This window comes from Rhodococcus sp. 11-3 (assembly GCF_023704055.1).
Classification (GTDB): Bacteria; Actinomycetota; Actinomycetes; order Mycobacteriales; family Mycobacteriaceae; genus Rhodococcus; species Rhodococcus aetherivorans.
On the sequence record NZ_CP080406.1, the window covers coordinates 723,735 to 748,292 of the forward strand.

Genomic DNA, 24,558 nt, shown 5'->3' on the forward strand with positions numbered 1-24,558 from the left:
GAGGTCAGGCGAGGGTGTCGAGCACCGCGCCCAGCAACGCGACCGCGCCGGCCTTGTCGAGCGGGTCGTTGCCGTTGCCGCACTTGGGGGAGTACACGCATGACGGGCAACCGGCGACGCATTCGCAGGCCGTCACGGCCGCGCGGGTTGCACCGAGCCACTCGGCGATGCGCGCGTACCCGCGGTCGGCGAAACCGGCGCCCCCGGGATGCCCGTCGTAGACGAAGACGGTGGGCAGCCCGGTGTCCGGGTGCACCGCGGTGGACACGCCGCCGATGTCCCAGCGGTCGCACGTCGCCACGAGCGGCAGCAGGCCGATGGCGGCGTGCTCGGCGGCGTGCAGCGCGCCGGGTACCCGTTCCGGTCCGATCCCGCACCGGTCGAGCAGTTCGGGGGTGACGGTGTACATCACCGCGCGCGTCGGCAGGCACTGGGACGGCATGTCGAGGTCGGTGCTGTCGAGCACCTCGCCGGACGGCAGCCGTCGCAGGTACGAGACCACCTGGTGGGTCACCTCGACCTCGACGAGGCCTACGGTCACCGGCCCGAGCGAGCGCTCCTCCGCCACGGCGGTCACGACGATGTCGGTGATCTCCCGCGCGGAGGTGGACCATTCGGGGTCCTCGGCGTGCACGAGCGCGATTCCGTCGTCGAGGTGCAACTCGTCGACGACGAACGACTCGCCGCGGTGCAGGTACACCGCTCCCGGATGCACGGTCGCCGGTGCGCGACCGCCGTCGACGGTGCCGAGCATCCGTCCGGTGTCCGACTCGACGATGGCGATCTGGGTGCCGATGCCGCCGCGGATGTCGATGTCGGAGTGGGGACGGGTGTCCGGGGTGACGAACCAGCCGTGCGGGCGCCGCCGGATCGCTCCCTGCGCGGCCAGGGCGGCGAGCACGTCGGCCGCACCGAACTCCTCGACCTCGGCGTCGGTGAGCGGCAGCTCGAGTGCGGCGCACAGCAGTTGCGGGCCGAGCACGTACGGATTGGTGGGATCGGTGACCGTCGCCTCGACGGGCTTGTCGAGCAGCGCCGCCGGATGGTGCACGAGGTAGGTGTCGAGCGGATCGTCGCGGGCGACGAGCACGACCAGCGATCCCGCACCGCGGCGCCCGGCCCGGCCGGCCTGCTGCCAGAACGACGCGACGGTGCCCGGGAATCCGGCGACGACGACGGCGTCCAGGCCGGCGATGTCCATGCCGAGTTCCAGGGCGTTGGTGCTGGCGGCACCGAGCAGCCGGCCGTCCGCCAGGGCCGCCTCGAGCTCGCGGCGCTCCTCGGCGAGGTAGCCGGCGCGGTAGGCGGCGACCCGATCGACGAGCTCGGGGGCGGCCTCGGCGAGCAGCCGCCGCGCACCGAGCGCGGTGAGTTCGGCACCGCGCCGGGACCGCACGAAGGCGAGGGTGCGGGCACCCTCGACGACGAGGTCGGCGAGGATGCGGGCGGCCTCGGTTCCGGCGGCGCGGCGCACGGGGGCACCGTTCTCGCCGGTCACCTGCTCGAGCAGCGGCGGCTCCCACAACGCGACGGTGCGAGGTCCGTGCGGGGAGCCGTCCTCGGTCACCTCCCGGCAGGGCGCGCCGACGAGCCGGGACGCCGCGGCGCCGGGGTCGGCGGTCGTGGCGGAGGCGAGGACGAAGACCGGCCGGGCGCCGTAGCGCGCGGCGATCCGCCGCAGCCGGCGCAGCACCAGGGCCACGTTGGAGCCGAAGACGCCGCGATAGGAGTGACACTCGTCGACCACCACGTAGCGCAGCCGGCGGAAGAACCGGGACCAGCGGGCGTGCCCGGGCAGCATCGACATGTGCAGCATGTCGGGGTTGGTGAAGATCCACCGTGAGTGGCTGCGCGCCCACTGCCGCAGTTCGGTGGAGGTGTCGCCGTCGTAGGCGCACGCGTGCACGTGACCGAGTTCGGGCTCGGCGGCGGTCACCTCGGTGACGGCGCGCAACTGGTCCGCGCAGAGCGCCTTCGTGGGGGAGAGGTACAGCGCGGTGGCGTGCGGGTCCTCGGCGAGGGCGGTGAGCACGGGTAGCTGGTAGGCGAGGGACTTGCCCGAGGCGGTGCCGGTGGAGACGACGACGTGCTCCCCGCCGGCGGCGAGGTCGGCGGCCTCTGTCTGGTGGCTCCACGGCCGGGGCACGCCGGTGGCGCGCAGAGCCCGGACGACGGCGTCGGACGCCCAGTCCGGCCAGTCGGTGTGGCGAACGTCGCGGGCGGGCAGGTCCGCGCTGTGGGTGAGGGGATGTTCCGAGGCCGGCGTGCCGGCAAGCACCCGTTCGAGCAGTTCGTGGCCGAAGCTCGACGGCCCGTCGCCGACGGGACGGCGGTGCGGCGAGCTGGTCACACTGGGTACTCCGGAGGATGCGGTCGGGATGGGTAACCAGCGTAGTAGGCCATCGCTCCCGGCGTTCGGTCGGTGTCCGGTCGCGCGCGGGGTAACATCGACGTAACCGTACCGGCGAGTAATCCTGCCGTCGGCATATACAAGATCAAATTTTCGGGCGAATTGTGCGCCCGCCTACTGTTGTCTGCGCCCGGAACGTGGTTCACTGACATCGGTCGCAGCTTCTGTGTTCGGTGACTTGAGAAAGTGCACGGCTCGCAGGATCGATGGTTGCGAGCGCGGTGCTTTGCTCTTCCTGTGGGGGGATCAAGAAGTACAGCGGTCGGAACCGGCCCGGCGGCTCGCTCGCCCGCGAACCGCCGCATCCGGTGTTAGAAAGAGAAGGAAAAGCATGGCACAGGGCACTGTGAAGTGGTTCAACGCGGAGAAGGGCTTCGGCTTCATCGCTCCCGAGGACGGCTCCGCCGACGTTTTCGTCCACTACTCGGAGATCCAGGGCAGCGGCTTCCGCACCCTGGAGGAGAACCAGCGCGTGGAGTTCGAGGTCGGCCAGGGCACCAAGGGCCCGCAGGCCACCGGCGTTCGCGCGCTCTGATCGTCGACGCTCCTGCCGGAGCCTGACGTGACTCGGTCCGCAGGGACCGAATCCTCGATCGTCCCCCGTCACCATCGGTGAGGGGGGACGATCTGTTTCTGCGGCAGGTAGCGGAGGAAGGGCGGGTGAGTGAGCCAACTGTCGTTCTTCGGGGCCGAGGAGATGCCCCCGGACCCGACCGACCTCGGCGGCCTGCTGGCCGCGCACGGCCACGCGGTGGTCTCCGGTGACGGCGCACGGATCTCCGTGGTCGTGGACGAGCCGTGGCGGGCGGAGGCGATCGCGGAGCTGATGGCGCAGGCCGCGCTGTCCCCGGAGGTCACCCGGACGGACGAGGGACACCCCCTGGTGCGCACCGCCGCCCTACCGGAACTCGTCCCGGTGGCGGCCGCATGGACACGGGGTGCGGTGAAGGCGGTGCCGGCGGGATGGGTGCCGGGCTCGCGAGCTCTGCGGGCGTGGGTGCTCGCGGCCGGCCGCGCCGAGGCCGAGGGCGAGCGCTACGTGCTGGGGCTGGATCCGCATGCCCCGGACACCCACCCGGTGCTGGCCCAGTCGCTGATGCGCGCCGGGATCGCGCCGACGCTGATCGGCACGCGCGGCGCCGCACCGGGCCTGCGGGTGTCCGGGCGACGCAGGTTGATGCGTCTCGTCGAGAACATCGGGGCGCCGCCGGACGACGCCCGCGCGCGGCAGATCTGGCCGCGCGTGCGGTAGGCGCCGCATCACAGGTGACAGGCCTTCCGTCGCAGGTGTGCGACCCTGTGTATGGCCGCGTCCGGGGAACGGGTCGGTATACATGTCGGGGAGAAGCACGACATGTCAGCGAACAGGGAAGGTGCGGGCAGCGCTGTGGCAGCACGGGACAACAGCACGTCGAACGGCTCGTCGGGCACGCGTCGGCTCGTGATCGTCGAGTCCCCGACCAAGGCGAAGAAGATCGCGCCCTACCTGGGCCGGGACTACGTCGTCGAGGCCTCCGTCGGGCACATCCGTGACCTGCCGCGCGGTGCCGCCGACGTGCCGGCCAAGTACAAGGGCGAGTCGTGGGCCCGGCTCGGCGTGAACGTCGACCACGGCTTCGAGCCGCTGTACGTCGTCAGTCCCGAGAAGAAGTCCAAGGTCACCGAACTGAAGGGGCTGCTGAAGGACGCGGACGAGCTGTACCTCGCGACCGACCCCGACCGTGAGGGCGAGGCCATCGCCTGGCACCTGCTCGAGACCCTCAAGCCGAAGGTCCCGGTCCGCCGGATGGTGTTCCACGAGATCACCGAGCCGGCCATCCGGGCCGCCGCGGAACACACCCGCGACCTCGACAACAACCTCGTCGACGCCCAGGAGACCCGCCGCATCCTCGACCGCCTCTACGGCTACGAGGTCAGCCCGGTGCTGTGGAAGAAGGTCATGCCGCGGTTGTCGGCGGGCCGCGTGCAGTCCGTCGCCACTCGGGTCATCGTGCAGCGCGAACGCGAGCGCATGGCCTTCCGGTCCGCGACGTACTGGGACATCGCCGCCACGCTCGACGCCGGCGCCGACGCGAGCCCCCGCTCGTTCGGGGCCCGGCTCGTCGGTGTCGACGGCGCCCGCGTCGCGGCCGGCCGCGACTTCGGACCCGACGGGCAGCTCAAGTCCACCGGCGTCGTCGTGCTCGACGAGGCGTACGCGCGACGGCTCGCCGAGGCCCTGCACGGTGTCGACCTGACGGTGACGTCGGTCGAGAGCAAGCCGTACACCCGCAAGCCGTACGCGCCGTTCATGACGTCGACCCTGCAGCAGGAGGCGGGCCGCAAGCTGCGGTTCTCGTCAGAGCGCACGATGCGCATCGCGCAGCGCCTGTACGAGAACGGCTACATCACGTACATGCGTACCGACTCGACGACCCTGTCCGAGAGCGCGATCTCCGCCGCCCGGGCGCAGGCCACCGAGTTGTACGGCGCGCAGTACGTGCACCCCACCCCGCGGCAGTTCACCCGCAAGGTGAAGAACGCGCAGGAGGCGCACGAGGCGATCCGTCCGGCCGGCGACGTGTTCGCCACGCCCGGCGAGCTGCACTCACGCCTCGACACCGACGAGTACCGGCTCTACGAGCTCATCTGGCAGCGCACCGTCGCCTCCCAGATGGCCGACGCGCGGGGCACCACCCTGACGCTGCGCATCACCGGCACCGCCGCGAGCGGCGAGGAGTGCACGTTCTCCTCGTCGGGCCGCACCATCACCTTCCCGGGCTTCCTCAAGGCGTACGTCGAGAGCGTCGACGAGGAGGCCGGCGGCCAGTCCGACGACGCCGAGTCCCGGCTGCCCAACCTGTCCGAGGGACAGCGCGTCACCGCGACCGAGCTCGATCCGGACGGCCACTCGACCAACCCGCCGGCCCGCTACACCGAGGCCAGCCTGATCAAGGCGCTCGAGGATCTCGGCATCGGCCGGCCGTCGACGTACGCGTCGATCATCAAGACCATCCTCGACCGCGGCTACGTCTACAAGCGTGGCAGCGCCCTGGTCCCGTCGTGGGTGGCGTTCGCGGTCATCGGGCTGCTCGAGGCGCACTTCGGACGCCTCGTCGACTACGGCTTCACCGCCGCCATGGAGGACGACCTCGACGAGATCGCGGGCGGCCACGAGCAGCGCACCGACTGGCTGACGAGCTTCTACTTCGGTGGTGCCCACGGCGCCGAGAACTCGGTGGCGCGCGAGGGCGGCCTGAAGAAGATGGTCGGAGAGAACCTCGAGGACATCGACGCCCGCGAGATCAACTCGATCCGGCTGTTCGACGACGCCGAGGGCCGGGAGATCCACGTGCGCGTCGGCCGGTTCGGCCCCTATCTCGAGCGGATGGTCCCCAATCCCGACTCCCCCGACGGGGAACCGGTCTCCCAGCGGGCGAACCTGCCCGACGACCTGCCGCCGGACGAGCTGACGCTCGAGTACGCGGAGAAGCTGTTCTCGACCCCGCAGGAGGGCCGGGTCCTCGGCGTCGACCCGGCCAGCGGCAACGAGATCGTCGCGCGGGAGGGCCGCTTCGGTCCGTACGTGACCGAGCTGCTGCGCGAACCGGAGCCGGAGCCGGAACCGGACATCACGCCCATCCCGGTCGAGGAGGCACCCTCGGCGGGCGGCACCGCGACTGGTGGTGGCACGGCCACCGTGACGAAGAAGGCCGCGAAGAAGGCGCCGGCGAAGAAGGCCGCCAAGAAGGCGGCCGGCCCCAAGCCGCGCACGGCCTCGCTGCTCAAGTCGATGGAACTGTCGACGGTGACGCTCGAGGACGCCCTGCGGCTGCTGTCGCTGCCGCGGGTGGTCGGGGTCGACCCCGCGACGGGCGAGGAGATCACCGCCCAGAACGGCCGCTACGGGCCGTACCTGAAGAAGGGCACCGACTCGCGGTCGCTGGCCGACGAGGAGCAGATGTTCACCGTCACCCTCGAGGAGGCGCTGAAGATCTACTCCGAGCCCAAGCGCCGCGGTCGGCAGGCCGCCGCCACGCCGCCGCTGCGGGAGCTGGGCACCGACCCGGTCAGTGGCAGCCCGATGGTGATCAAGGACGGGCGCTTCGGCCCGTACGTCACGGACGGCGAGACCAACGCCAGCCTCCGCAAGGGCGACGAGGTCGACACCATCACCGACGAACGCGCCTCCGAGCTGCTCGCGGATCGTCGCGCCCGGGGCCCGGCGAAGAAGACCGCGAAGAAGACCGCGGCCAAGAAGGTTCCGGCCAAGAAGACGGCCGCCAAGAAGACCGCGGCAAAGAAGACGACCGCGAAGAAGGCCGCCGCGAAGAAGGAGTGACCCTCCCCGGAGCGGCGGCCTATCCTCGCCGTGTGTACCGCGAGGCGGCGTCCGGCATACCCGGCGTGCTCGTGTGGACGGCGACGAGGACCGCGGGTACGGCCGGAACGTCCGTGCTGCCCGACGGCTGCACGGATCTGATCTGGCACGAGGACGGCTTCCTGGTGGCAGGACCGGATACCCGCGCCCAGTTCTCCGACCTGGGCACCCGCCGGGACCTGACCGCGGTGCGGTTCGGTCCCGGGGTGGGGCCGGCGGTGCTCGGGGTGGACGCGGCCGAGCTGCGCGACGCGCGCGTACCGCTGGACCGCATCCGGCCCGAGGCGCACGTTCGTCGCCTGGTGTCGGCCGCGGAGTCCGACCCGCTCGGTGCGCTCCTGCACGAGACGCGGCGCCGCCTGGACGGCGTCGACCGCAGCGTCGAGACGGGCATCGCGTCGCAGCTCGGCGCCGGAGCGTCCGTCGCCGAGGTGGCGACGTCGATGGGTTGGAGTGCGCGGCGGTTGCACCGGCACGCGCTGCGGGTCTACGGCTACGGTCCGAAGACGCTGGCGCGCGTGCTGCGATTCCGTCGCGCGGTCGGTCTCGCGCGCGCCGGCCGGTCGTTCTCCGACGTCGCGGCCGAGTGCGGTTTCAGCGACCAGGCCCACCTCGCACGGGAGGTACGCGCCCTCTCCGGCGTTACGCTCGGCGCGCTCGTTCGCTGAGCGGTCACGCGGGCAAGGCCGCGAACAGTTCGATGCTGTGCCCGTCGGGATCGTGCACGCTCGCATACCGCTGCTTCCAGAACGCGTCCCACGGTTCGAGCACGCTCGTGCATCCCGCCTCCAGCAGGTCGCGGTACGTCGCGTCCACATCCGCTGGTGAACCACAGTCGAACGCGAGTGCAGGACCACCGGTGCCCGGCCGGAAGCCCGGATGGAAGGTCCGGACCGACTCGAGGGTGTCCCACGCCAGGCGGAGCCCGCCCGGCAGCGTCGTCTCGTAGTGCGGTTCGTCGGAGCCGGCGGGCAGGTCCAGCCCGAGGCGGCGATAGCAGTCGAAGGAACGGGTCATGTCGGCGACGACGAGCCCGACCAGCGCGAGTTGTGCAGTCATGACGGTGACGCTAGGCCGCCGCGACGTCGCCGTCTTGAAGGTTTCGGACGGCCGACGCACCGGCCGCGTCGGAGCCGGTCGCTACGCTGAGGCCATGCCCGGTGTCTTCGAACGTCTCGTCGGCCAGCGCGACGTGGAGACCGAACTGACCGCCGCGGCCACCGCCGCGCGCGGGGGCGGAGCCGGTTCTCGGATGACGCACTCGTGGCTGTTCACCGGGCCCCCCGGCTCCGGGCGGTCGATCGCCGCCCTCTGCTTCGCCGCCGCCCTGCAGTGCACCGACCCCGCGGCACCGGGCTGCGGTCACTGCCACGCATGCAGCACCACCATGGCCGGCACCCACGGCGACGTCCGTCGGGTGATCCCCGAGGGGCTCACGATCAGCGTCAAGGCGATGCGCGACATCGTTCGGACCGCCTCGCGTCGCCCGAGCACCGGGCAGTGGCAGGTCGTGGTGATCGAGGACGCGGACCGGCTCACCGAGGGCGCCGCGAACGCGCTGCTCAAGGTCGTCGAGGAACCGCCCGAACGCACGGTGTTCCTGCTGTGCGCGCCGTCGATCGATCCGCAGGACATCTCCGTGACCCTGCGCTCGCGATGCCGGCACGTCGCACTCGTCACGCCCAGCCCGGACGCGATCGCCCGGGTCCTGCGCGAACGCGACGGGCTCGACGCCGAGACCGCGAGCTGGGCGGCGTCGATCAGCGGCGGCCACGTCGGCCGTGCCCGGCGTCTGGCCACCGACGAGTCCGCCCGCGCCAGCCGGCGGCGTGCGCTGGATCTGGCCGAAGCCGTGCTCCGCCCCGCGACCACCTACACCGCCGCAGACGAGCTGGTCCAGCGTGCCGAGGCCGAGGCGAAGGAGATCAGCGTCGCGCGCGACGAGCGCGAGACCGAGGAACTCCGGACGGCTCTCGGCGCCGGTGGCACCGGTAAGGGCGCCGCCGGGGCGCTCCGCGGTGCGGCCGGCGTCCTCAAGGACCTCGAACGCACCCAGAAGTCCAGGCGCACGCGGACCGAGCGCGACATCATGGACCGCGCCCTCATCGATCTGGCCGGTCTCTACCGGGATGCGCTGGCACGTTCCCTGGGCGCTTCCGGCACCGCCAACCATCCCGACATGGCCGAGCGTGCCTCCGACCTGGCTTCGCGGGCCCGGCCGGAGGCGTTGCTGACCTGCATCGAGGCGATCCTCGAATGCCGTGAGGTTCTCGCACAGAACGTCAAACCGCGCTTCGCGGTGGCCGCCATGGCGGCCCGGCTGAGCTCGGCATTCCGGTAGGCGGCGAGGGGTGGTTTGCATTGGACAGGGGGGTAGGCGCTAAACTCGTGCGCGCCGTCAGGCACGCTGCCTTAGCTCAGTCGGTAGAGCATTTCACTCGTAATGAAAAGGTCGCGAGTTCGATTCTCGCAGGCAGCTCGGAGCGACGAAGGCCCTTCACCCGGAAGACGGGTGGAGGGCCTTCGTCGACCGGGGGACCCTTCCGGTCCGCTCGCCCACGACGAAGTCGCCCGCCGGCGCCCTCCGTGCCGGATGATGGCACGTGTGCTTCTGGAAATTTTCTCGATCGTTCTGATCGTCGGCGCCCTGGTCGTTCTCATCCCCACCGCGATGCGCGTGTTCCGCCGGCGCGACGACGACCACTAGGTCGGTCTTCGCCGCTCGGCACCCCGCTCGGGCGGCGCCCCCTCAGTACACTCGACTTATGAGTGAGTCGTTGAAAGAGCGGGTGCGAGCGAAGATTCTGCGCCAGCGCGGCGAAGACGGCGGGCGCCCTCTCGGTGACGCCGAAGGGGACAACCCCCGGCTCATCGACATCGACCTCGACCTGGCGCTGCTGGAGCAGGCCGCCGAGGGCGATGCCGTCGTGGAGGAGCTGGCCGTGAAGTACTGGGTGCCCTGACTCGGCGCAGAAAAGCGGTCTGACCAGGCGATTTGGTGAGAGCGCAATGTTCACGTAACTTATTCCAGGTCAGAGCGACACGGACACCGACCCGGCCCGCAGGGGCTCGGGACAACGAGGTTGGACGCAGGCGCCTGATTGTTCGGTTCGGAATCTTCTGGTAGGGTTCTGGGCCGTTGCCGATCCCACCGAGCGCGTCGGGTTTGTTTTCGCCGGGTGGTGTGGGTAGGCTGGAACGGTTGCCCCGGAACGCCGCGGACCTCGGTTCGTGGGTGATGGTGTGTGCGTGTTCTTTGAGAACTCAACAGTGTGCCGATGAATGTCAGTGCCAAAATATTTTTGGTGCGACCGCCTCTCTTTTCGGGGGGTGGTTGTTGCTGGCTGCCGCATTCTTCCGTCTGTGGTGGTCAGTGTTTTTTGCTGGTTTGAGTTTTTTGCTGGTGATTTGGCTCGATGTCTATGACTGATCGGCCCTTCGGGGTTTGATTGTGAGTCTTCAACGGAGAGTTTGATCCTGGCTCAGGACGAACGCTGGCGGCGTGCTTAACACATGCAAGTCGAACGATGAAGCCCAGCTTGCTGGGTGGATTAGTGGCGAACGGGTGAGTAACACGTGGGTGATCTGCCCTGCACTTCGGGATAAGCCTGGGAAACTGGGTCTAATACCGGATAGGACCTCGGGATGCATGTTCCGGGGTGGAAAGGTTTTCCGGTGCAGGATGGGCCCGCGGCCTATCAGCTTGTTGGTGGGGTAACGGCCCACCAAGGCGACGACGGGTAGCCGGCCTGAGAGGGCGACCGGCCACACTGGGACTGAGACACGGCCCAGACTCCTACGGGAGGCAGCAGTGGGGAATATTGCACAATGGGCGCAAGCCTGATGCAGCGACGCCGCGTGAGGGATGACGGCCTTCGGGTTGTAAACCTCTTTCAGTACCGACGAAGCGCGAGTGACGGTAGGTACAGAAGAAGCACCGGCCAACTACGTGCCAGCAGCCGCGGTAATACGTAGGGTGCGAGCGTTGTCCGGAATTACTGGGCGTAAAGAGCTCGTAGGCGGTTTGTCGCGTCGTCTGTGAAAACCCGCAGCTCAACTGCGGGCTTGCAGGCGATACGGGCAGACTTGAGTACTGCAGGGGAGACTGGAATTCCTGGTGTAGCGGTGAAATGCGCAGATATCAGGAGGAACACCGGTGGCGAAGGCGGGTCTCTGGGCAGTAACTGACGCTGAGGAGCGAAAGCGTGGGTAGCGAACAGGATTAGATACCCTGGTAGTCCACGCCGTAAACGGTGGGCGCTAGGTGTGGGTTTCCTTCCACGGGATCCGTGCCGTAGCTAACGCATTAAGCGCCCCGCCTGGGGAGTACGGCCGCAAGGCTAAAACTCAAAGGAATTGACGGGGGCCCGCACAAGCGGCGGAGCATGTGGATTAATTCGATGCAACGCGAAGAACCTTACCTGGGTTTGACATACACCGGACCGCCCCAGAGATGGGGTTTCCCTTGTGGTCGGTGTACAGGTGGTGCATGGCTGTCGTCAGCTCGTGTCGTGAGATGTTGGGTTAAGTCCCGCAACGAGCGCAACCCTTGTCCTGTGTTGCCAGCAATTCGGTTGGGGACTCGCAGGAGACTGCCGGGGTCAACTCGGAGGAAGGTGGGGACGACGTCAAGTCATCATGCCCCTTATGTCCAGGGCTTCACACATGCTACAATGGCCGGTACAGAGGGCTGCGATACCGCGAGGTGGAGCGAATCCCTTAAAGCCGGTCTCAGTTCGGATCGGGGTCTGCAACTCGACCCCGTGAAGTCGGAGTCGCTAGTAATCGCAGATCAGCAACGCTGCGGTGAATACGTTCCCGGGCCTTGTACACACCGCCCGTCACGTCATGAAAGTCGGTAACACCCGAAGCCGGTGGCCTAACCCCTCGTGGGAGGGAGCCGTCGAAGGTGGGATCGGCGATTGGGACGAAGTCGTAACAAGGTAGCCGTACCGGAAGGTGCGGCTGGATCACCTCCTTTCTAAGGAGCAACTCCCGTCGGTGGGTCACACAGGTGACTCCGCCGCGGGCAGAGCCATTTCGGATTCACACGTAATCCGGTGGTGCTCATGGGTGGAACGCTGACAGTCATCACCGCGCGGGAAGGACCCGAGTGTCCTTCTGCGGTGGTTATATCGGTGCACTGTTGGGTCCTGAGAGAACACGCGAGTGTTTTGTCAGCGACGATGATCGGGAACGAAGGGGTTGTTTCTTCTTCCGGTACCGGTTGTTGTGTGTTGTTTGAGAACTGCACAGTGGACGCGAGCATCTTTGTTGTAAGTGTTTATGAGCGTACGGTGGATGCCTTGGCACCAGGAGCCGATGAAGGACGTGGGAGGCTGCGATATGCCTCGGGGAGCTGTCAACCGAGCTGTGATCCGAGGATTTCCGAATGGGGAAACCCAGCACGAGTGATGTCGTGTTACCCGCGCCTGAATATATAGGGCGTGTGGAGGGAACGTGGGGAAGTGAAACATCTCAGTACCCACAGGAAGAGAAAACAACATGTGATTCCGTGAGTAGTGGCGAGCGAAAACGGAAGAGGCTAAACCGGATACATGTGATACCCGGCAGGGGTTGTGTGTTCGGGGTTGTGGGGTTCGATGTGTCGGTGCTGCCGCGCCGGCCGACAGTGAGAAATCGCCTGTGTTAGTCGAAATGGTCTGGAACGGCCTGTCGTAGAGGGTGAGAATCCCGTAGACGAAAACGCGGTGACTGTCGATTCGAATACCCGAGTAGCAGCGGGCCCGTGAAATCTGCTGTGAATCCGTCGGGACCACCCGATAAGCCTGAATACTCCCTGGTGACCGATAGCGGACTAGTACCGTGAGGGAAAGGTGAAAAGTACCCCGGGAGGGGAGTGAAATAGTACCTGAAACCGTGCGCTTACAATCCGTCGGAGCCTTCGAGCAGTTTGGTCTGCTGGGGGTGACGGCGTGCCTTTTGAAGAATGAGCCTGCGAGTTAGTGGCATGTCGCGAGGTTAACCCGTGTGGGGTAGTCGTAGCGAAAGCGAGTCCGAACAGGGCGTCTGTAGTGGCATGTTCTAGACCCGAAGCGGAGTGATCTACCCATGGCCAGGGTGAAGCGACGGTAAGACGTCGTGGAGGCCCGAACCCACTTAGGTTGAAAACTGAGGGGATGAGCTGTGGGTAGGGGTGAAAGGCCAATCAAACTCCGTGATAGCTGGTTCTCCCCGAAATGCATTTAGGTGCAGCGTCGCGTGTTTCTCACCGGAGGTAGAGCTACTGGATGGTCTAGGGGGCCCACAAGCTTACCGAAATCAGCCAAACTCCGAATGCCGGTGAGTGAGAGCGCGGCAGTGAGACTGCGGGGGATAAGCTTCGTAGTCGAGAGGGAAACAGCCCAGATCGCCGGCTAAGGCCCCTAAGCGTGTACTAAGTGGAAAAGGATGTGGGATCGCTGAGACAACCAGGAGGTTGGCTTAGAAGCAGCCACCCTTGAAAGAGTGCGTAATAGCTCACTGGTCAAGTGGTTCTGCGCCGACAATGTAGCGGGGCTCAAGTACACCGCCGAAGCCGCGGCACTCGCACAACACCCCGGAGGGTCCACGGATCGTCCGGCAGTGGTGCGGGTGGGTAGGGGAGCGTCGTGCAGCCGGGGAAGCGCCGGAGTGATCCAGGTGTGGAGGCTGCGCGAGTGAGAATGCAGGCATGAGTAGCGAAAGACGAGTGAGAAACTCGTCCGCCGAATGACCAAGGGTTCCTGGGCCAGGTTAATCCGCCCAGGGTGAGTCGGGACCTAAGGCGAGGCCGACAGGCGTAGTCGATGGACAACGGGTTGATATTCCCGTACCCGTGTGAACGCGCCCCTGGTGAATCATCGGTACTAACCGTCCAAAGGGTGATCGAGTTCCTTCGGGAGCCGAGAGCCTGCTGCACGGGACCTTCGGTGGTAGTAGCCAAGCGATGGGGTGACGCAGGAAGGTAGTGGGGCCGGTCAGTGGTTGTACCGGTGTAAGCCCGTAGGGCGCGGCACAGGCAAATCCGTGTCGCACACAGCCTGAGAGGTGATGCGTAGCCGAATGAGGCGAATTCCATGATCCTATGCTGCCGAGAAAAGCCTCTAGCGAGCTTTCACACGGCCCGTACCCCAAACCGACACAGGTGGTCAGGTAGAGAATACCGAGGCGATCGAGAGAACTGTGGTTAAGGAACTCGGCAAAATGCCCCCGTAACTTCGGGAGAAGGGGGACCAGTCCCGGTGACCGGACTTGCTCCGTGAGCCGGGGGTGGTCGCAGAGACCAGAGAGAAGCGACTGTTTACTAAAAACACAGGTCCGTGCGAAGTCGTAAGACGAGGTATACGGACTGACGCCTGCCCGGTGCTGGAAGGTTAAGAGGACCGGTCAGCGGAGTTCACTCCGCGAAGCTGAGAATTTAAGCCCCAGTAAACGGCGGTGGTAACTATAACCATCCTAAGGTAGCGAAATTCCTTGTCGGGTAAGTTCCGACCTGCACGAATGGCGTAACGACTTCTCTGCTGTCTCAACCACAGACTCGGCGAAATTGCACTACGAGTAAAGATGCTCGTTACGCGCGGCAGGACGAAAAGACCCCGGGACCTTCACTACAGCTTGGTATTGGTGTTCGGTTCGGTTTGTGTAGGATAGGTGGGAGACTGGGAAGCCCGCACGCCAGTGTGGGTGGAGTCGTTGTTGAAATACCACTCTGATCGTATTGGACCTCTAACCTCGGACCCTGATCGGGTTCAGGGACAGTGCCTGGTGGGTAGTTTAACTGGGGCGGTTGCCTCCCAAAATGTAACGGAGGCGCCCAAAGGTTCCCTCAGCCTGGTTGGCAATCAGGTGTCGAGTGCAAGTGCACAAGGGAGCTTGACTGTGAGACCGACAGGTCGAGCAGGGACGAAAGTCGGGACTAGTGATCCGGCACCGGCATGTGGAAGCGGTGTCGCTCAACGGATAAAAGGTACCCCGGGGATAACAGGCTGATCTTCCCCAAGAGTCCATATCGACGGGATGGTTTGGCACCTCGATGTCGGCTCGTCGCATCCTGGGGCTGGAGTAGGTCCCAAGGGTTGGGCTGTTCGCCCATTAAAGCGGCACGCGAGCTGGGTTTAGAACGTCGTGAGACAGTTCGGTCTCTATCCGCCGCGCGCGTTAGAAACTTGAGGAAGGCTGTCCCTAGTACGAGAGGACCGGGACGGACGAACCTCTGGTGTGCCAGTTGTCCCGCCAGGGGCACGGCTGGTTGGCTACGTTCGGAAGGGATAACCGCTGAAAGCATCTAAGCGGGAAGCCTGTTCCAAGATGAGGTTTCTCACCCCCTCGAGGGGGTAAGGCCCCCGGCAGACCACCGGGTTGATAGGCCGGAACTGGAAGTGCGGTAACGCATGCAGGTGACCGGTACTAATAGGCCGAGGACTTACCACAAAGAAGCTACGCGTCCACTGTGCGGTATCTGAAACAACACACCCGATTCACACGCTTTTCGTGAATCGAGTGAAGGCGAAGCCCCCGGAACAAGGGGGAACAGCGTTCACTCGATCGTTCACGAGCGAAGCGAGTGGGTATGGGTCGTTTCACAGAGTTACGGCGGCCATAGCGGAGGGGAAACGCCCGGTCCCATTCCGAACCCGGAAGCTAAGCCCTCCAGCGCCGATGGTACTGCACCCGACAGGGTGTGGGAGAGTAGGACACCGCCGAACACCCGTTACCGGAAGCCCCCCAACCTCGTTGGGGGGCTTCCGGCATTTTTCGTGTCTATTCCGGGGCGTCGCCATTCCCTTCCGGAAACCTGCGTTCACGGCCGTGACCGGGCCCCGTGAACTGCTCCGTTTCGTGTGAGAGTCGGTCATTGCGGTGCAGGCACCAGGTTGTACCGCTGGTAGCCCACGGGCATTGCCTCCTCGAGTTCCACTCGATGAGGGGACGGGCCGCTGTGCGCGGTGTGTCGGTGTTCGCCGGCTGGTTCGGGATGCTGAACGACGAATTTCTCCTGCCCTGGAGGTCTATCTCAGCGGAACAGCCCGGCGGGCTGGAGGCGAAGGCGACAGGAGTGGAGCGCACCCATGGTCATCGTTGCAGGACACCTCACCGTCGAGCCGTGGCGGCGCAAGTCCTACTGAAGCACAGGCGATAGGTGCCCCAGTCGGTGAGAGTCGATCAGGGAGAGGTGCGGGTTGGCGCGTAGACCGCCGGCGGCTACCTGCCCGGGTGCAGCGTGTCGACGACCTTCTCCAGTCCGATCAGCCTGCCAGTGCCTCGCGCCGCCGCCACAGCCGGGCAACCGTCCATGGCCCGAACACGAGCGAGATGATGTTGATCCCGGTCTCGACCGCCATGTCCGCAGTCATGTGCCGGTAGCTGCCGTGCTCGAGGTTCCACAGCGTATCCATGGCGCCGAGGAATGTCATCGCGCCGCCGGCCGCGATCCCGAGCGGGATGGCGACCGCTCGTCCCCTTGTCAGGTGCCAGGCACTCGTTGCGAAGCTCGCGGCCATCAGTCCGTCGGCGGCCGGAAAGGCGTTCTCGAACGCGATATAGGCGGCATCGTCGGACGACCTGACATGTCCGGCAGTGAAGTAGTCGAGCCAGTACGCCGCGACGCCGCCGGCGACGCTGCCCATCGCAACCGCGTGCAGCCGATCGCCCCACGTCGGCGGTGGTTTCATCACGCTCCCTTCAATGCATCCGAGTATGGCGGCTGCTCTTCGCAGTTGAGGGTGTAGGGCTGGTCGGCGCGTCGGTGGCCGGGTCGGCCGGCGAGGTGCCGCCGGTCGGGGTCACCCGCCCTGTGCGCTGCTGCACGCCTTTCATTATGGGCGCGCGACGCACGACCGGCTCCGGCTGGGGTTGCCCTCGTCAGCGGGCCGGGTCGTCCTGGAACTGCCGGACCTCTTGCGAGCAGCGGCAGGCGACGGCGATCTTCGCGGCCCACTCGAGTGCCGCCTCCCGCGAGGGCAGCTCGAGAACGGTGTAACCGCCGTTGGGCACCTTGTGGCCGGGGTACGTGCCCTCGGTGACGGTGCCGTCACCGGCCACGAGCACCGGGTCTACGTCCTCATCGATCCCTCCGGCGAAGACGTACACGCCCGCCGCCTTGGCCTCGTCGATGACGGCATGGGAGGCTTCGACCACCGCCTCGAAGTCCTCCTCGGGGAACACCATGGCCTCGCCAGGGAACGAGATCAGGTACTTCGCCATTCGAGGACTCCTCTGCTCCTGCCGCGTCATCCGCCGGCTCTTCTCTACGGCACCGCTCGAATGCCCAGCCCGATTGTGGCTCCGGCGCCCGACATGTGCTCGAGGTAGGGCGTCGCGACGGACCCGCAGAACCTCCTCGACGCTCTCCCCACGACCGCTTTCGCCTGTTGCGATGGACGGGTTCACCGGATTCGAGGCCGCCGCCGCGAAGAGCTCCCCGAGGCGGTCGCGGTCATGGCTCCCTTCCACCTTGCCCTCCTGGGCAAGCCGGCAGGGCCGCGTGGTGCCCCACCGTCGGCCTACGGTATAAATACATCTTGTGTCTATGTCGTATTCAGCCGCCGAGGCGGCCTACCGCGAGGTCAAGGAGCTGATCCTCTCGGGTGAGCTGCCCGGCGGGGATCTGATCAGCGAAGGGGAGATCGCCGCACGGATGTCGTGCAGCCGCACCCCGGTGCGCGAGGCCTTCCTCCGGCTCGAGGCGGAGGGCTGGATGCGCCTGTACCCCAAGCGGGGCGCGCTCGTCGTCCCGGTGGCGGACGGGGAGGCCGAGCACGTCGTCGATGCGCGACGGCTGCTGGAAACGCACGCCGTGCGCGCCGTCGCGTCGGCTCCGCAGGCGCGGGAACGGCTCGAGCGCACGTTGCGCGAATGCCTGGACACCCAGCGGGAGCTGGCCGAGCGCGGGGACGTCGGCGCCTTCAGCGGCGCCGACGCGGACTTTCACCGCAGCATCGTCGCGGCGGGCGGCAATCCGCTCCTCGACAACTTCTACGCAAGCCTGCGTGAACGCCAGCGACGGATGACGGCGCGTTCGGTCGCTCGTGATCCGGCGCAGCTGCAGAAGATCATCGCCGACCACACGCACCTGGCGGATCTCGTCGCCGCCGGGGATGCCGACGCGTTCGACGAGGCGCTTCAGGTGCACATGCGTGAGGTGCACGGACTCGGAGGGGGACGACTGTGACCGCTACTACCACCGACCCCGGTCGGCTGCCGACACTTACGGAAACGGTCCCGCGCGGGACGTGGCTGCTCGTGGCCGCCGCGATGTTCACCGTCGCCTGGGGCGGCAACGAGTTCACGCCGCTGCTCGTGATGTACCGGCTCGAACACGGTTTCGCGCCGGTCGTCGTCGACCTGTTCCTCTTCGCGTACGTCCTGGGCATCGTGCCGGCCCTGCTCGTCGGCGGCCCGCTCTCCGACCGGCTCGGGCGGCGACCGGTCATGGTGCCCGCGCCGTTCGTCGGCCTGGCCGGTTCCGCGGTGCTCGCCCTCGGGGCGGACTCCGCGCCGCTGCTCATCCTCGGTCGCATCCTCTGCGGGATCGCCCTCGGTCTCGGCATGGCCGTCGGCGGCAGCTGGCTGAAGGAACTGTCCGATCCGCGCTGGGATCCGCGCGCGACTCCCGGTGCCGGTGCGCGACGGGCCGCGATGAGCCTGACCGCCGGCTTCGGGGTCGGGGCCGGGGTCGCGGGGGCCCTCGCGCAGTGGGCGCCGATGCCGAGCGCCCTGACCTACCTCGTGCACATCGGGCTGAGCGTCGGCGCCGGTGCGGCGCTGCTCCGGACGCCGGAGACCCGGCCGGCGCAGCCGGAGGTGGAACGGACTCCGCTGCGGGAGGATCTGAAGATCCCGGCGGCCGGGCACGCCCGCTTCCTGTTCGTGATCGCCCCCGTCGCCCCCTGGGTGTTCGGTGCCGCGAGTTCGGCCTACGCGATCATTCCGGCGCTGATGACCGGGCACAGCGGCGACGCGCCGGTCGCGTTCTCGGCACTGCTGTGCGTCGTGGCCCTCGGTGCCGGTTTCGCGATCCAGTCGCTGGGCCGCCGGATCGACACGCCGCGCAACGCCCGGGCCGTGGTGGTGGCGCTGACGCTGCTCGTGGTGGGGATGGTCACGGCGGCGGTCGCGGCCGCGGCACTGACCGTGCCGCTGGCGCTGCTGGCCGCGGTCGTCCTGGGGTGCGGCTACGGCATGGCACTGGTGTCGGGTCTGCAGGAGGTGCAGCGCATCGCCGGCCCCGACGACCTCGCCGGGCTCACCGCGGTGTTCTATTCGCTGAGCTATCTCGGTTTCGCGGTGCCCGCCGCCATGGTGTACCTGTCGCAGACGTACCCGGTCCTGACCTACCCGGCGATGTTCGTCGTGGGCGCCGTCGCGGCGGCCGCGTGCCTGGTGCTCGTCCTGGTCAAGTGGCGGGCGCACCTGCCGGAGCGAGCACAGGCCTGACGCCTCACGGCTCGGGCATCGGCGGCAGTGCCTTCTCGGCGAGCCACGCGTCCCACAGCGGACGCAGCGGTGCATCCGCGAACCGCGCCGCCAGATCGGTGAACTGCTCGGTGGTGACGGTCCCGTGCCGGTGCTCGGCGGTCCACTGCCGCAGCAACGCGAAGAACTTCTCGTCGCCGAGGCGCAGGCGCAGCGCGTGCAGGGTCAGGGCGCCGCGCTTGTAGACGCGGTCGTCGAACATCAGCTCCGGACCCGGGTCGCCGAGGAGGAGGTCCTGGGGTTTGCGGCCGAGCCCCCGGTGCGCGTCGGCGGCGATCGTGTGCGCCGACGGGCCGTCGGAGTTCTCCGACCACAGCCACTCCGCGTAGCAGGCGAAGCCCTCGTTCAGCCAGATGTCGCGCCACCGCGACAGGGTGAGGCTGTTGCCGAACCACTGGTGGGCGAGTTCGTGCGCGACAAGCCGCTCCTCGCCGCGGCTGCCGTCGCAGTGGTTCGCGCCGAAGATCGACAGGGTCTGCGCCTCGATCGGGATCTCGAGTTCGTCCGCGGTGACGACGACGCTGTAGTGCGTGAACGGGTAGGGCCCGAAGAGCCGGGAGAAGACGTCCATCATCTGTGGTTGCCGGCCGAAGTCCCGGTCGAAGTTCGCCTTCAGGCGCGGGGGATGCACCGCGTAGAGGGGCACCGGCCCGTCGGACACCCTGCGGGTCTCGTAGTTTCCGATCTGCACGGTGGCCAGGTAGGTCGCCATCGGTTCCGGCTGTTCGTACTCCCAGGTGGTCTGGCTGGCCCTCGTCGTCCTGCGCACCAGCGTGCCGTTCGCGATCACCTGGAAGGGCGAGTCGGCGGTGACCGTGATCCGGTAGCTGGCCTTGGCGCCGGGATGGTCGTCGCAGGGGAACCACGATGCGGCGCCGTTGGGCTGACTCGCGACGAGCGACCCCTCCTCGAGTTCCTCCCAGCCGACCTCGCCCCAGGGGCTGCGGATCGGTTTCGGTGTTCCGTGATAGTGAACGACGATCGTCAGGACCCCGCCCACGGGAATCTTCCGGGCCGGGGTGACGACGAGCTTGCCGTCGCGCTGGGCGTACTTGGCGGGCCGGGATCCGTTGACCGACAGTTTCGTCACCCGCATCGTCGGTGCGAGGTCGAGCGCGAACTTGCCGCGTGCGTCGGTGGTGGTGGCGATGACGGTGGCCGTGCCGGTGAGCCGGTTGGCCACCACCCGGTAGGTCAGGTCGAGCTCGTACCGCGACACGCGGTACCCGCGGTTGCCGCTCCGCGGCAGGTACGGATCGATCGGGGCGTCCGGCTTCGCGGTCCTGCCGTTGTCGCGCGACTTCTTCGGGTCGTTCCCCGGCTTCACTGCGGGGACCAATCGCTCGGGTGTGACCACGGTGCGATCGGATTGCCTTGCCATCTGCTCGAATCCGGAACGACGTCGCCGCGCATCACCAGCGAGGCGGGACCGACGGTGGCGCCGGCTCCGATTCCGGCCGCGGGCAGTGCGACGCACTGGGGGCCGAGGGTGGCGCCGGCGCCGAGCGTGACGGTGTCCATGGACATGATCCGATCATGGAACAGGTGCGTTTGCACAACACATCCGCGTTCCACCGTCGCGCCGTCGCCGAGGGTCACCAGGTCGGCCTCCGGCAGCCAGTAGCTCTCGCACCACACCCCGCGGCCGATCTTCGCGCCCAGGCCCCGCAGCCACAGGTTCATCACGGCCGTTCCGGTGGCGGGCCGGGCGAACCACGGCGCCGCGACGGTTTCGACGAACGTGTCGGCCACCTCGTTGCGCCACACGAACCAGCTCCACAGCGGGTGCTCCTCGCGGCCGATGCGCCCGACGGCCACCCACTTGGCGGTCACGGACACGATGCCGGCCACGGCGCCGGCAAGGATGAGCACGAGGCCGCTCAGCGCCGCGGCCGGGCCGTATCCCGCTGCGCCGGCCAGCGCCTGCAGGGCGAACAGGACGCCGAGGCCGATGCCGAACGTGACGATCATGGGGAGCAGGCGGAAGGTCTCGACGAAGCCGCGTGCCACCCGGAGCCGCAGCGGGGGCGCGAACGTGCGGCTCGAGTCGCCGTCGTTCGCGGCGCGGCGCAGCCGCACCGGTGGGCTGCCCAGCCACGAGGAACCCGACTTGGCCTTCGACGGGGCAGCGGAGAGCACGGCGACGAGCCCGTACTTGGGCACCCGGCGCCCGGGGGCGGCCATGCCCGAGTTGCCGAGGAACGCGCGCTTGCCGACCTTGGCCCGGGAGATGTACAGCCAGCCGCCACCGAGTTCGTAGCTGGCGACCATGGTGTCGTCGGCGAGGAAGGCGCCGTCGGCGACGCGGGTGAACTTGGGCACCATCAGCACGGTGGAGGCTTCGACGTCCTTGCCGATGTCGGCGCCGAGCAGCCGCAGCCAGCCGGGGGTGAGCATCGAGGCGTAGAGCGGGAACAGGAACGTGCGCGAGCTGTCCATCAGGCGCTCGGTCGCCCACACCTGCCAGCCGACGCGGCTGCGGACGGGGTGGTGGCCCTCGATCATGCCGAGGGACAGGGCGCGCACCGACAGCACCGTGAGCGCGGCGAACACGAACAGGGTCAACAGTGCGGCCACCGGCAGGATCGCTGCGCTGCGAAGCAACGCGTCGGTCAGGTCGGCGGTGCCGCGGATCCACCATCCGACCAGCGTGAGGCCGGCGGCGATCGAGACGATCGGCAGCGAGGCCAGCGCCACCGACGTGAGGCCGAAGACCGGCACCCACCACGCGGCGCGGCGCGGCGGCTCGTCGGGCCACGGATGTACGGCTTTGCCGACCTTCCGCGCAGGGGAGCCCGCCCAGTGCTGGCCGGCCTTGACCCGGCCGAAGACGGCGGAGCCGGCCTCGACCTCGGCGTTCTTGCCGATCTTGGCGCCCGGGGCGAGCGTCGAGCGGGCACCGACGGTGGCGCCGGCGCCGATCCGGATGGTGCCGATGTGGACCTCGTCGCCGTCGACCCAGTGGCCGGACAGGTCGACCTCGGGTTCGACGGAACAGCCGTCGCCGAGTTCGAGCATGCCGGTCACCGGCGGCAGGCTGTGCAGGTCGACGCCCTGACCGACCTTCGCGCCGAGGGCGCGGGCGTAATACAGCATCCACGGCGCCCCGGACAGGTTCACCGCGCCGCTGGCCTCCGACAGCCGCAGCGCCGTCCACAGCCGCAGGTGTTCGCTGCCGCCCCTCGGATAGGTGCCGGGTTCCAGGTTGCGCAGCAGCAGCCGCGTCCCGGCGACGGCGACGGACATCCGGCCGAGCGGGGTCAGGAACAGCAGGATGCCGAGCGCCACCCACCACCACGACACCGGCGCGAGCCACGGCAGGTCGACGAACAGCGCGAAGACGTTGTTCGCCGTCGCCAGCCATGTCACCCATTGCAGTCCGGTCAGGGTGGTGAGCGGCACCGTGATGGCCAGCTGCAGCAGCTGCGTCCGGCGTGGGACGGGGGCCACCTGCCGCGGCGCGACCACCGCGGACGGTGCGAGGTCGTCGAGGTACCCGGCCAGCGAGCCGAGCCGCGGATGGTCGTACAGTTCGGCGACGGTCATCGCGGGGTAGCGCTCGCGCAGGGCGGTCACCAGCTGGGCCGCGGAGAGGGAGCCGCCGCCGAGTTCGAAGAAGTCGTCGTCGATGCTCTCGATCGGGGTGCCGAGGATCGACATCCACAGTCCGGCGACCCACTCGGCGGTCGGGTCGAGACCCAGGGCCTCGGCGGAGTCGGCCTCGGCGCCGGGCAGCGGCCACGGCAGCGCGTTGCGGTCCACCTTGCCGGAGGTGCGGGTGGGCAGCTCGTCCACCAGCGCCAGCCGCGGCACCAGGGCCGCGGGCAACTGCTCGCCGAGCAGGTCGCGCGCGGAGGCGAGGTCGAACTCCGGGTCGGTGCTGGCGATGTACCCGACGAGGATCGAGTGCCCGGCCGCGGTCTTGCGCACGGCGGCCGCGCCGCCGGCGACGCCGGGCAGGTTCTGCAGAGCGTTGTCGACCTCGCCGAGCTCGATGCGCCGACCGCCGATCTTGACCTGATCGTCGGCGCGTCCCTGGAACAGCAGGCCCCTGCGGTCGAGGGTGACCAGGTCGCCGCTGCGGTACGCGCGGTCCCAGCCGAGGGTGGGCATGGGGGCGTATTTCTCGGCGTCCTTGGCCGGGTCGAGGTAGCGAGCCAGTCCGACGCCGCCGATGACGAGTTCGCCGGTACCGCCCTCGGGCACGGGCCGGCCGTCGGCGTCCACCACGGCGAGGTCCCAGCCGTCGAGCGGCAGGCCGATGCGGATCGGGCCCTTGCCGTCCATGGTTGCCGCGCATGCGACGACGGTGGCCTCGGTCGGCCCGTAGGTGTTCCACACCTCGCGACCGGGCACGGCCAGTCGCTCGGCGAGGTCCGGCGGGCAGGCCTCGCCACCGAAGATCAACAGCCGCACCGCTTCGAGCGCCTCGGCGGGCCACATCGCCGCGAGGGTGGGGACGGTGGAGACGACGCTGATGTCGCGGGAGACCAGCCACGGCCCGAGGTCCATCCCGGACCGCACGAGCGAGCGGGGCGCCGGCACGAGGCACGCGCCGTGCCGCCACGCCAGCCACATCTCCTCGCAGGAGGCGTCGAAGGCGACCGACAGTCCGGCCAGTACGCGGTCGCCGGGCCCGATCGGGTTCTCGCGCAGGAACAGCCGGGCCTCGGCGTCGACGAAGGCGGCGGCGCTGCGATGGCTGACCGCGACGCCCTTGGGGGTGCCGGTGGAGCCGGAGGTGAAGATGATCCAGGCGGCGTCGTCGAGGCGCGGGCCGCGCAGCTGTGGCGCGGGCGACGGCGGCGCGGTGCCCGGGCCGATGCCGTCGGCGGTGACGACGGCGGTGACCATCGCCTCCCCGAACACGAGTTCGGCGCGTTCGTCGGGGTCGTCCGCGTCCACCGGCACGTAGGCCGCGCCCGCCGCGAGGATGCCCAGGATCATCACGTACAGGTCCTTGGAGCCGGACGGCATGCGCACGCCGACGCGGTCACCGGCGCCGACTCCCGCGTCGGCGAGCCGGTACGAGCAGGCGATGACCTCCTCGACGAGTTCGGTGTAGCTGAGAGTGACGGTGCCGTCGTCGACGGCCGGGGCGTCCGGGTGGGTGTCGGCGGTGGCCCGCAGGATGTCGACGAGGGTGCGGGGGGCCGGGGCGTGGGAGGAGCGAACGAACTCCTCGGGGATGCGATACGACCGATCCGGATCCGTCGTGGGCTGGGCAGGCAATCGCATGTCCTTCTCTCGGCCTGGTGATGCGTTCGTCCGGTTATCTCACGGTCAGATGGACGGAGGGTGAACATCGGGTGTGTCGGTGCCCACTCCATCG

General features: G+C 68.2%; 14 protein-coding genes, 1 tRNA gene and 3 rRNA genes. 12 read left to right on the forward strand and 6 right to left on the reverse strand.

Going from position 1 to position 24,558, the window contains the following annotated elements:
- Positions 1 to 4 precede the first annotated feature (4 nt).
- Positions 5 to 2,350, reverse strand: coding sequence for a DEAD/DEAH box helicase (locus tag KZJ41_RS03330; RefSeq protein WP_050034521.1), 2,346 nt, complete (start codon positions 2,348 to 2,350; stop codon positions 5 to 7).
- 391 nt (positions 2,351 to 2,741) lie between these two features.
- Here KZJ41_RS03330 and KZJ41_RS03335 point away from each other — a divergent pair, with 391 nt between their 5' ends.
- From KZJ41_RS03335 to KZJ41_RS03350, 4 genes are all read left to right on the forward strand, one after another.
- Positions 2,742 to 2,945 (forward strand): cold-shock protein, encoded by a 204-nt coding sequence (locus KZJ41_RS03335; RefSeq protein ID WP_003935252.1) that lies wholly within the window; start codon positions 2,742 to 2,744, stop codon positions 2,943 to 2,945.
- A gap of 129 nt (positions 2,946 to 3,074) precedes the next feature.
- Positions 3,075 to 3,662, forward strand: coding sequence for a hypothetical protein (locus KZJ41_RS03340; protein ID WP_029547224.1), 588 nt, complete (start codon positions 3,075 to 3,077; stop codon positions 3,660 to 3,662).
- 135 nt (positions 3,663 to 3,797) lie between these two features.
- On the forward strand, positions 3,798 to 6,731 hold the full coding sequence (gene topA / locus KZJ41_RS03345) for a type I DNA topoisomerase (protein WP_029547225.1): 2,934 nt from the start codon (positions 3,798 to 3,800) through the stop codon (positions 6,729 to 6,731).
- A gap of 32 nt (positions 6,732 to 6,763) precedes the next feature.
- Positions 6,764 to 7,438, forward strand: a complete 675-nt coding sequence (locus KZJ41_RS03350; RefSeq protein WP_006940060.1) for an AraC family transcriptional regulator — start codon at positions 6,764 to 6,766, stop codon at positions 7,436 to 7,438.
- Positions 7,439 to 7,442: 4 nt separating this feature from the next.
- Here the strand turns inward: KZJ41_RS03350 and KZJ41_RS03355 are convergent, their stop codons facing one another.
- Complete coding sequence (locus KZJ41_RS03355) at positions 7,443 to 7,829, reverse strand: VOC family protein (RefSeq protein WP_050034523.1); 387 nt, start codon at positions 7,827 to 7,829, stop codon at positions 7,443 to 7,445.
- 94 nt (positions 7,830 to 7,923) lie between these two features.
- Between KZJ41_RS03355 and KZJ41_RS03360 the strand changes: the two genes are divergently transcribed.
- The 6 genes from KZJ41_RS03360 to rrf all read left to right on the forward strand — a co-directional run bounded on the left by KZJ41_RS03360 (position 7,924) and on the right by rrf (position 15,457).
- Entirely contained in the window at positions 7,924 to 9,111 is a 1,188-nt protein-coding gene (locus tag KZJ41_RS03360; protein WP_029547228.1) for a DNA polymerase III subunit delta', read from the forward strand.
- A 65-nt stretch (positions 9,112 to 9,176) separates the two neighbouring features.
- A tRNA-Thr gene (locus KZJ41_RS03365) sits at positions 9,177 to 9,249 on the forward strand.
- Positions 9,250 to 9,535: 286 nt separating this feature from the next.
- On the forward strand, positions 9,536 to 9,733 hold the full coding sequence (locus tag KZJ41_RS03370; RefSeq protein ID WP_029547229.1) for a hypothetical protein: 198 nt from the start codon (positions 9,536 to 9,538) through the stop codon (positions 9,731 to 9,733).
- A gap of 496 nt (positions 9,734 to 10,229) precedes the next feature.
- Positions 10,230 to 11,751 (forward strand): 16S ribosomal RNA (locus tag KZJ41_RS03375).
- A gap of 293 nt (positions 11,752 to 12,044) precedes the next feature.
- Positions 12,045 to 15,182, forward strand: a 23S ribosomal RNA gene (locus KZJ41_RS03380).
- A gap of 158 nt (positions 15,183 to 15,340) precedes the next feature.
- Positions 15,341 to 15,457 (forward strand): 5S ribosomal RNA (gene rrf, locus KZJ41_RS03385).
- Together the 16S, 23S and 5S rRNA genes form the textbook arrangement of a ribosomal RNA operon.
- A 540-nt stretch (positions 15,458 to 15,997) precedes the next feature.
- Here rrf and KZJ41_RS03390 read toward each other — a convergent pair.
- Entirely contained in the window at positions 15,998 to 16,378 is a 381-nt protein-coding gene (locus KZJ41_RS03390; RefSeq protein WP_029540694.1) for a hypothetical protein, read from the reverse strand.
- 235 nt (positions 16,379 to 16,613) lie between these two features.
- The gene (locus KZJ41_RS03395; protein ID WP_006930444.1) at positions 16,614 to 16,955 is read right to left on the reverse strand and encodes a YciI family protein; all 342 of its coding nucleotides are present in this window, start codon (positions 16,953 to 16,955) and stop codon (positions 16,614 to 16,616) included.
- Between the two features lie 325 nt (positions 16,956 to 17,280).
- Here KZJ41_RS03395 and KZJ41_RS03400 point away from each other — a divergent pair, with 325 nt between their 5' ends.
- Entirely contained in the window at positions 17,281 to 17,922 is a 642-nt protein-coding gene (locus KZJ41_RS03400; protein ID WP_006930442.1) for a GntR family transcriptional regulator, read from the forward strand.
- A gap of 83 nt (positions 17,923 to 18,005) precedes the next feature.
- The gene (locus KZJ41_RS03405) at positions 18,006 to 19,187 is read left to right on the forward strand and encodes an MFS transporter (protein WP_230304602.1); all 1,182 of its coding nucleotides are present in this window, start codon (positions 18,006 to 18,008) and stop codon (positions 19,185 to 19,187) included.
- 4 nt (positions 19,188 to 19,191) lie between these two features.
- On the opposite strand, the gene KZJ41_RS03410 is transcribed toward KZJ41_RS03405, so the two are convergent.
- Both KZJ41_RS03410 and KZJ41_RS03415 read right to left on the reverse strand, forming a co-directional pair.
- Positions 19,192 to 20,553 carry a M1 family metallopeptidase gene (locus tag KZJ41_RS03410; RefSeq protein WP_006930439.1) on the reverse strand — a complete coding sequence of 454 codons (1,362 nt, stop codon included), beginning with the start codon at positions 20,551 to 20,553 and terminating at the stop codon, positions 19,192 to 19,194.
- On the reverse strand, positions 20,550 to 24,464 hold the full coding sequence (locus KZJ41_RS03415) for a Pls/PosA family non-ribosomal peptide synthetase (RefSeq protein WP_251550175.1): 3,915 nt from the start codon (positions 24,462 to 24,464) through the stop codon (positions 20,550 to 20,552). Before KZJ41_RS03415 ends, KZJ41_RS03410 begins: the two co-directional genes overlap by 4 nt.
- Positions 24,465 to 24,558 lie beyond the last annotated feature (94 nt).

What these genes read in the sequence shown, in the direction of transcription:
- KZJ41_RS03370 (WP_029547229.1), top strand. Translation starts at nt 9,536, where the DNA reads ATGAGTGAGTCGTTGAAAGAGCGGGTGCGAGCGAAGATTCTGCGCCAG.
- KZJ41_RS03355 (WP_050034523.1), bottom strand. Translation starts at nt 7,829, where the DNA reads ATGACTGCACAACTCGCGCTGGTCGGGCTCGTCGTCGCCGACATGACC.
- KZJ41_RS03395 (WP_006930444.1), bottom strand. Translation starts at nt 16,955, where the DNA reads ATGGCGAAGTACCTGATCTCGTTCCCTGGCGAGGCCATGGTGTTCCCC.
- KZJ41_RS03415 (WP_251550175.1), bottom strand. Translation starts at nt 24,464, where the DNA reads ATGCGATTGCCTGCCCAGCCCACGACGGATCCGGATCGGTCGTATCGC.
- KZJ41_RS03335 (WP_003935252.1), top strand. Translation starts at nt 2,742, where the DNA reads ATGGCACAGGGCACTGTGAAGTGGTTCAACGCGGAGAAGGGCTTCGGC.
- KZJ41_RS03400 (WP_006930442.1), top strand. Translation starts at nt 17,281, where the DNA reads ATGTCGTATTCAGCCGCCGAGGCGGCCTACCGCGAGGTCAAGGAGCTG.
- KZJ41_RS03390 (WP_029540694.1), bottom strand. Translation starts at nt 16,378, where the DNA reads ATGGGCAGCGTCGCCGGCGGCGTCGCGGCGTACTGGCTCGACTACTTC.
- KZJ41_RS03360 (WP_029547228.1), top strand. Translation starts at nt 7,924, where the DNA reads ATGCCCGGTGTCTTCGAACGTCTCGTCGGCCAGCGCGACGTGGAGACC.
- KZJ41_RS03405 (WP_230304602.1), top strand. Translation starts at nt 18,006, where the DNA reads ATGTTCACCGTCGCCTGGGGCGGCAACGAGTTCACGCCGCTGCTCGTG.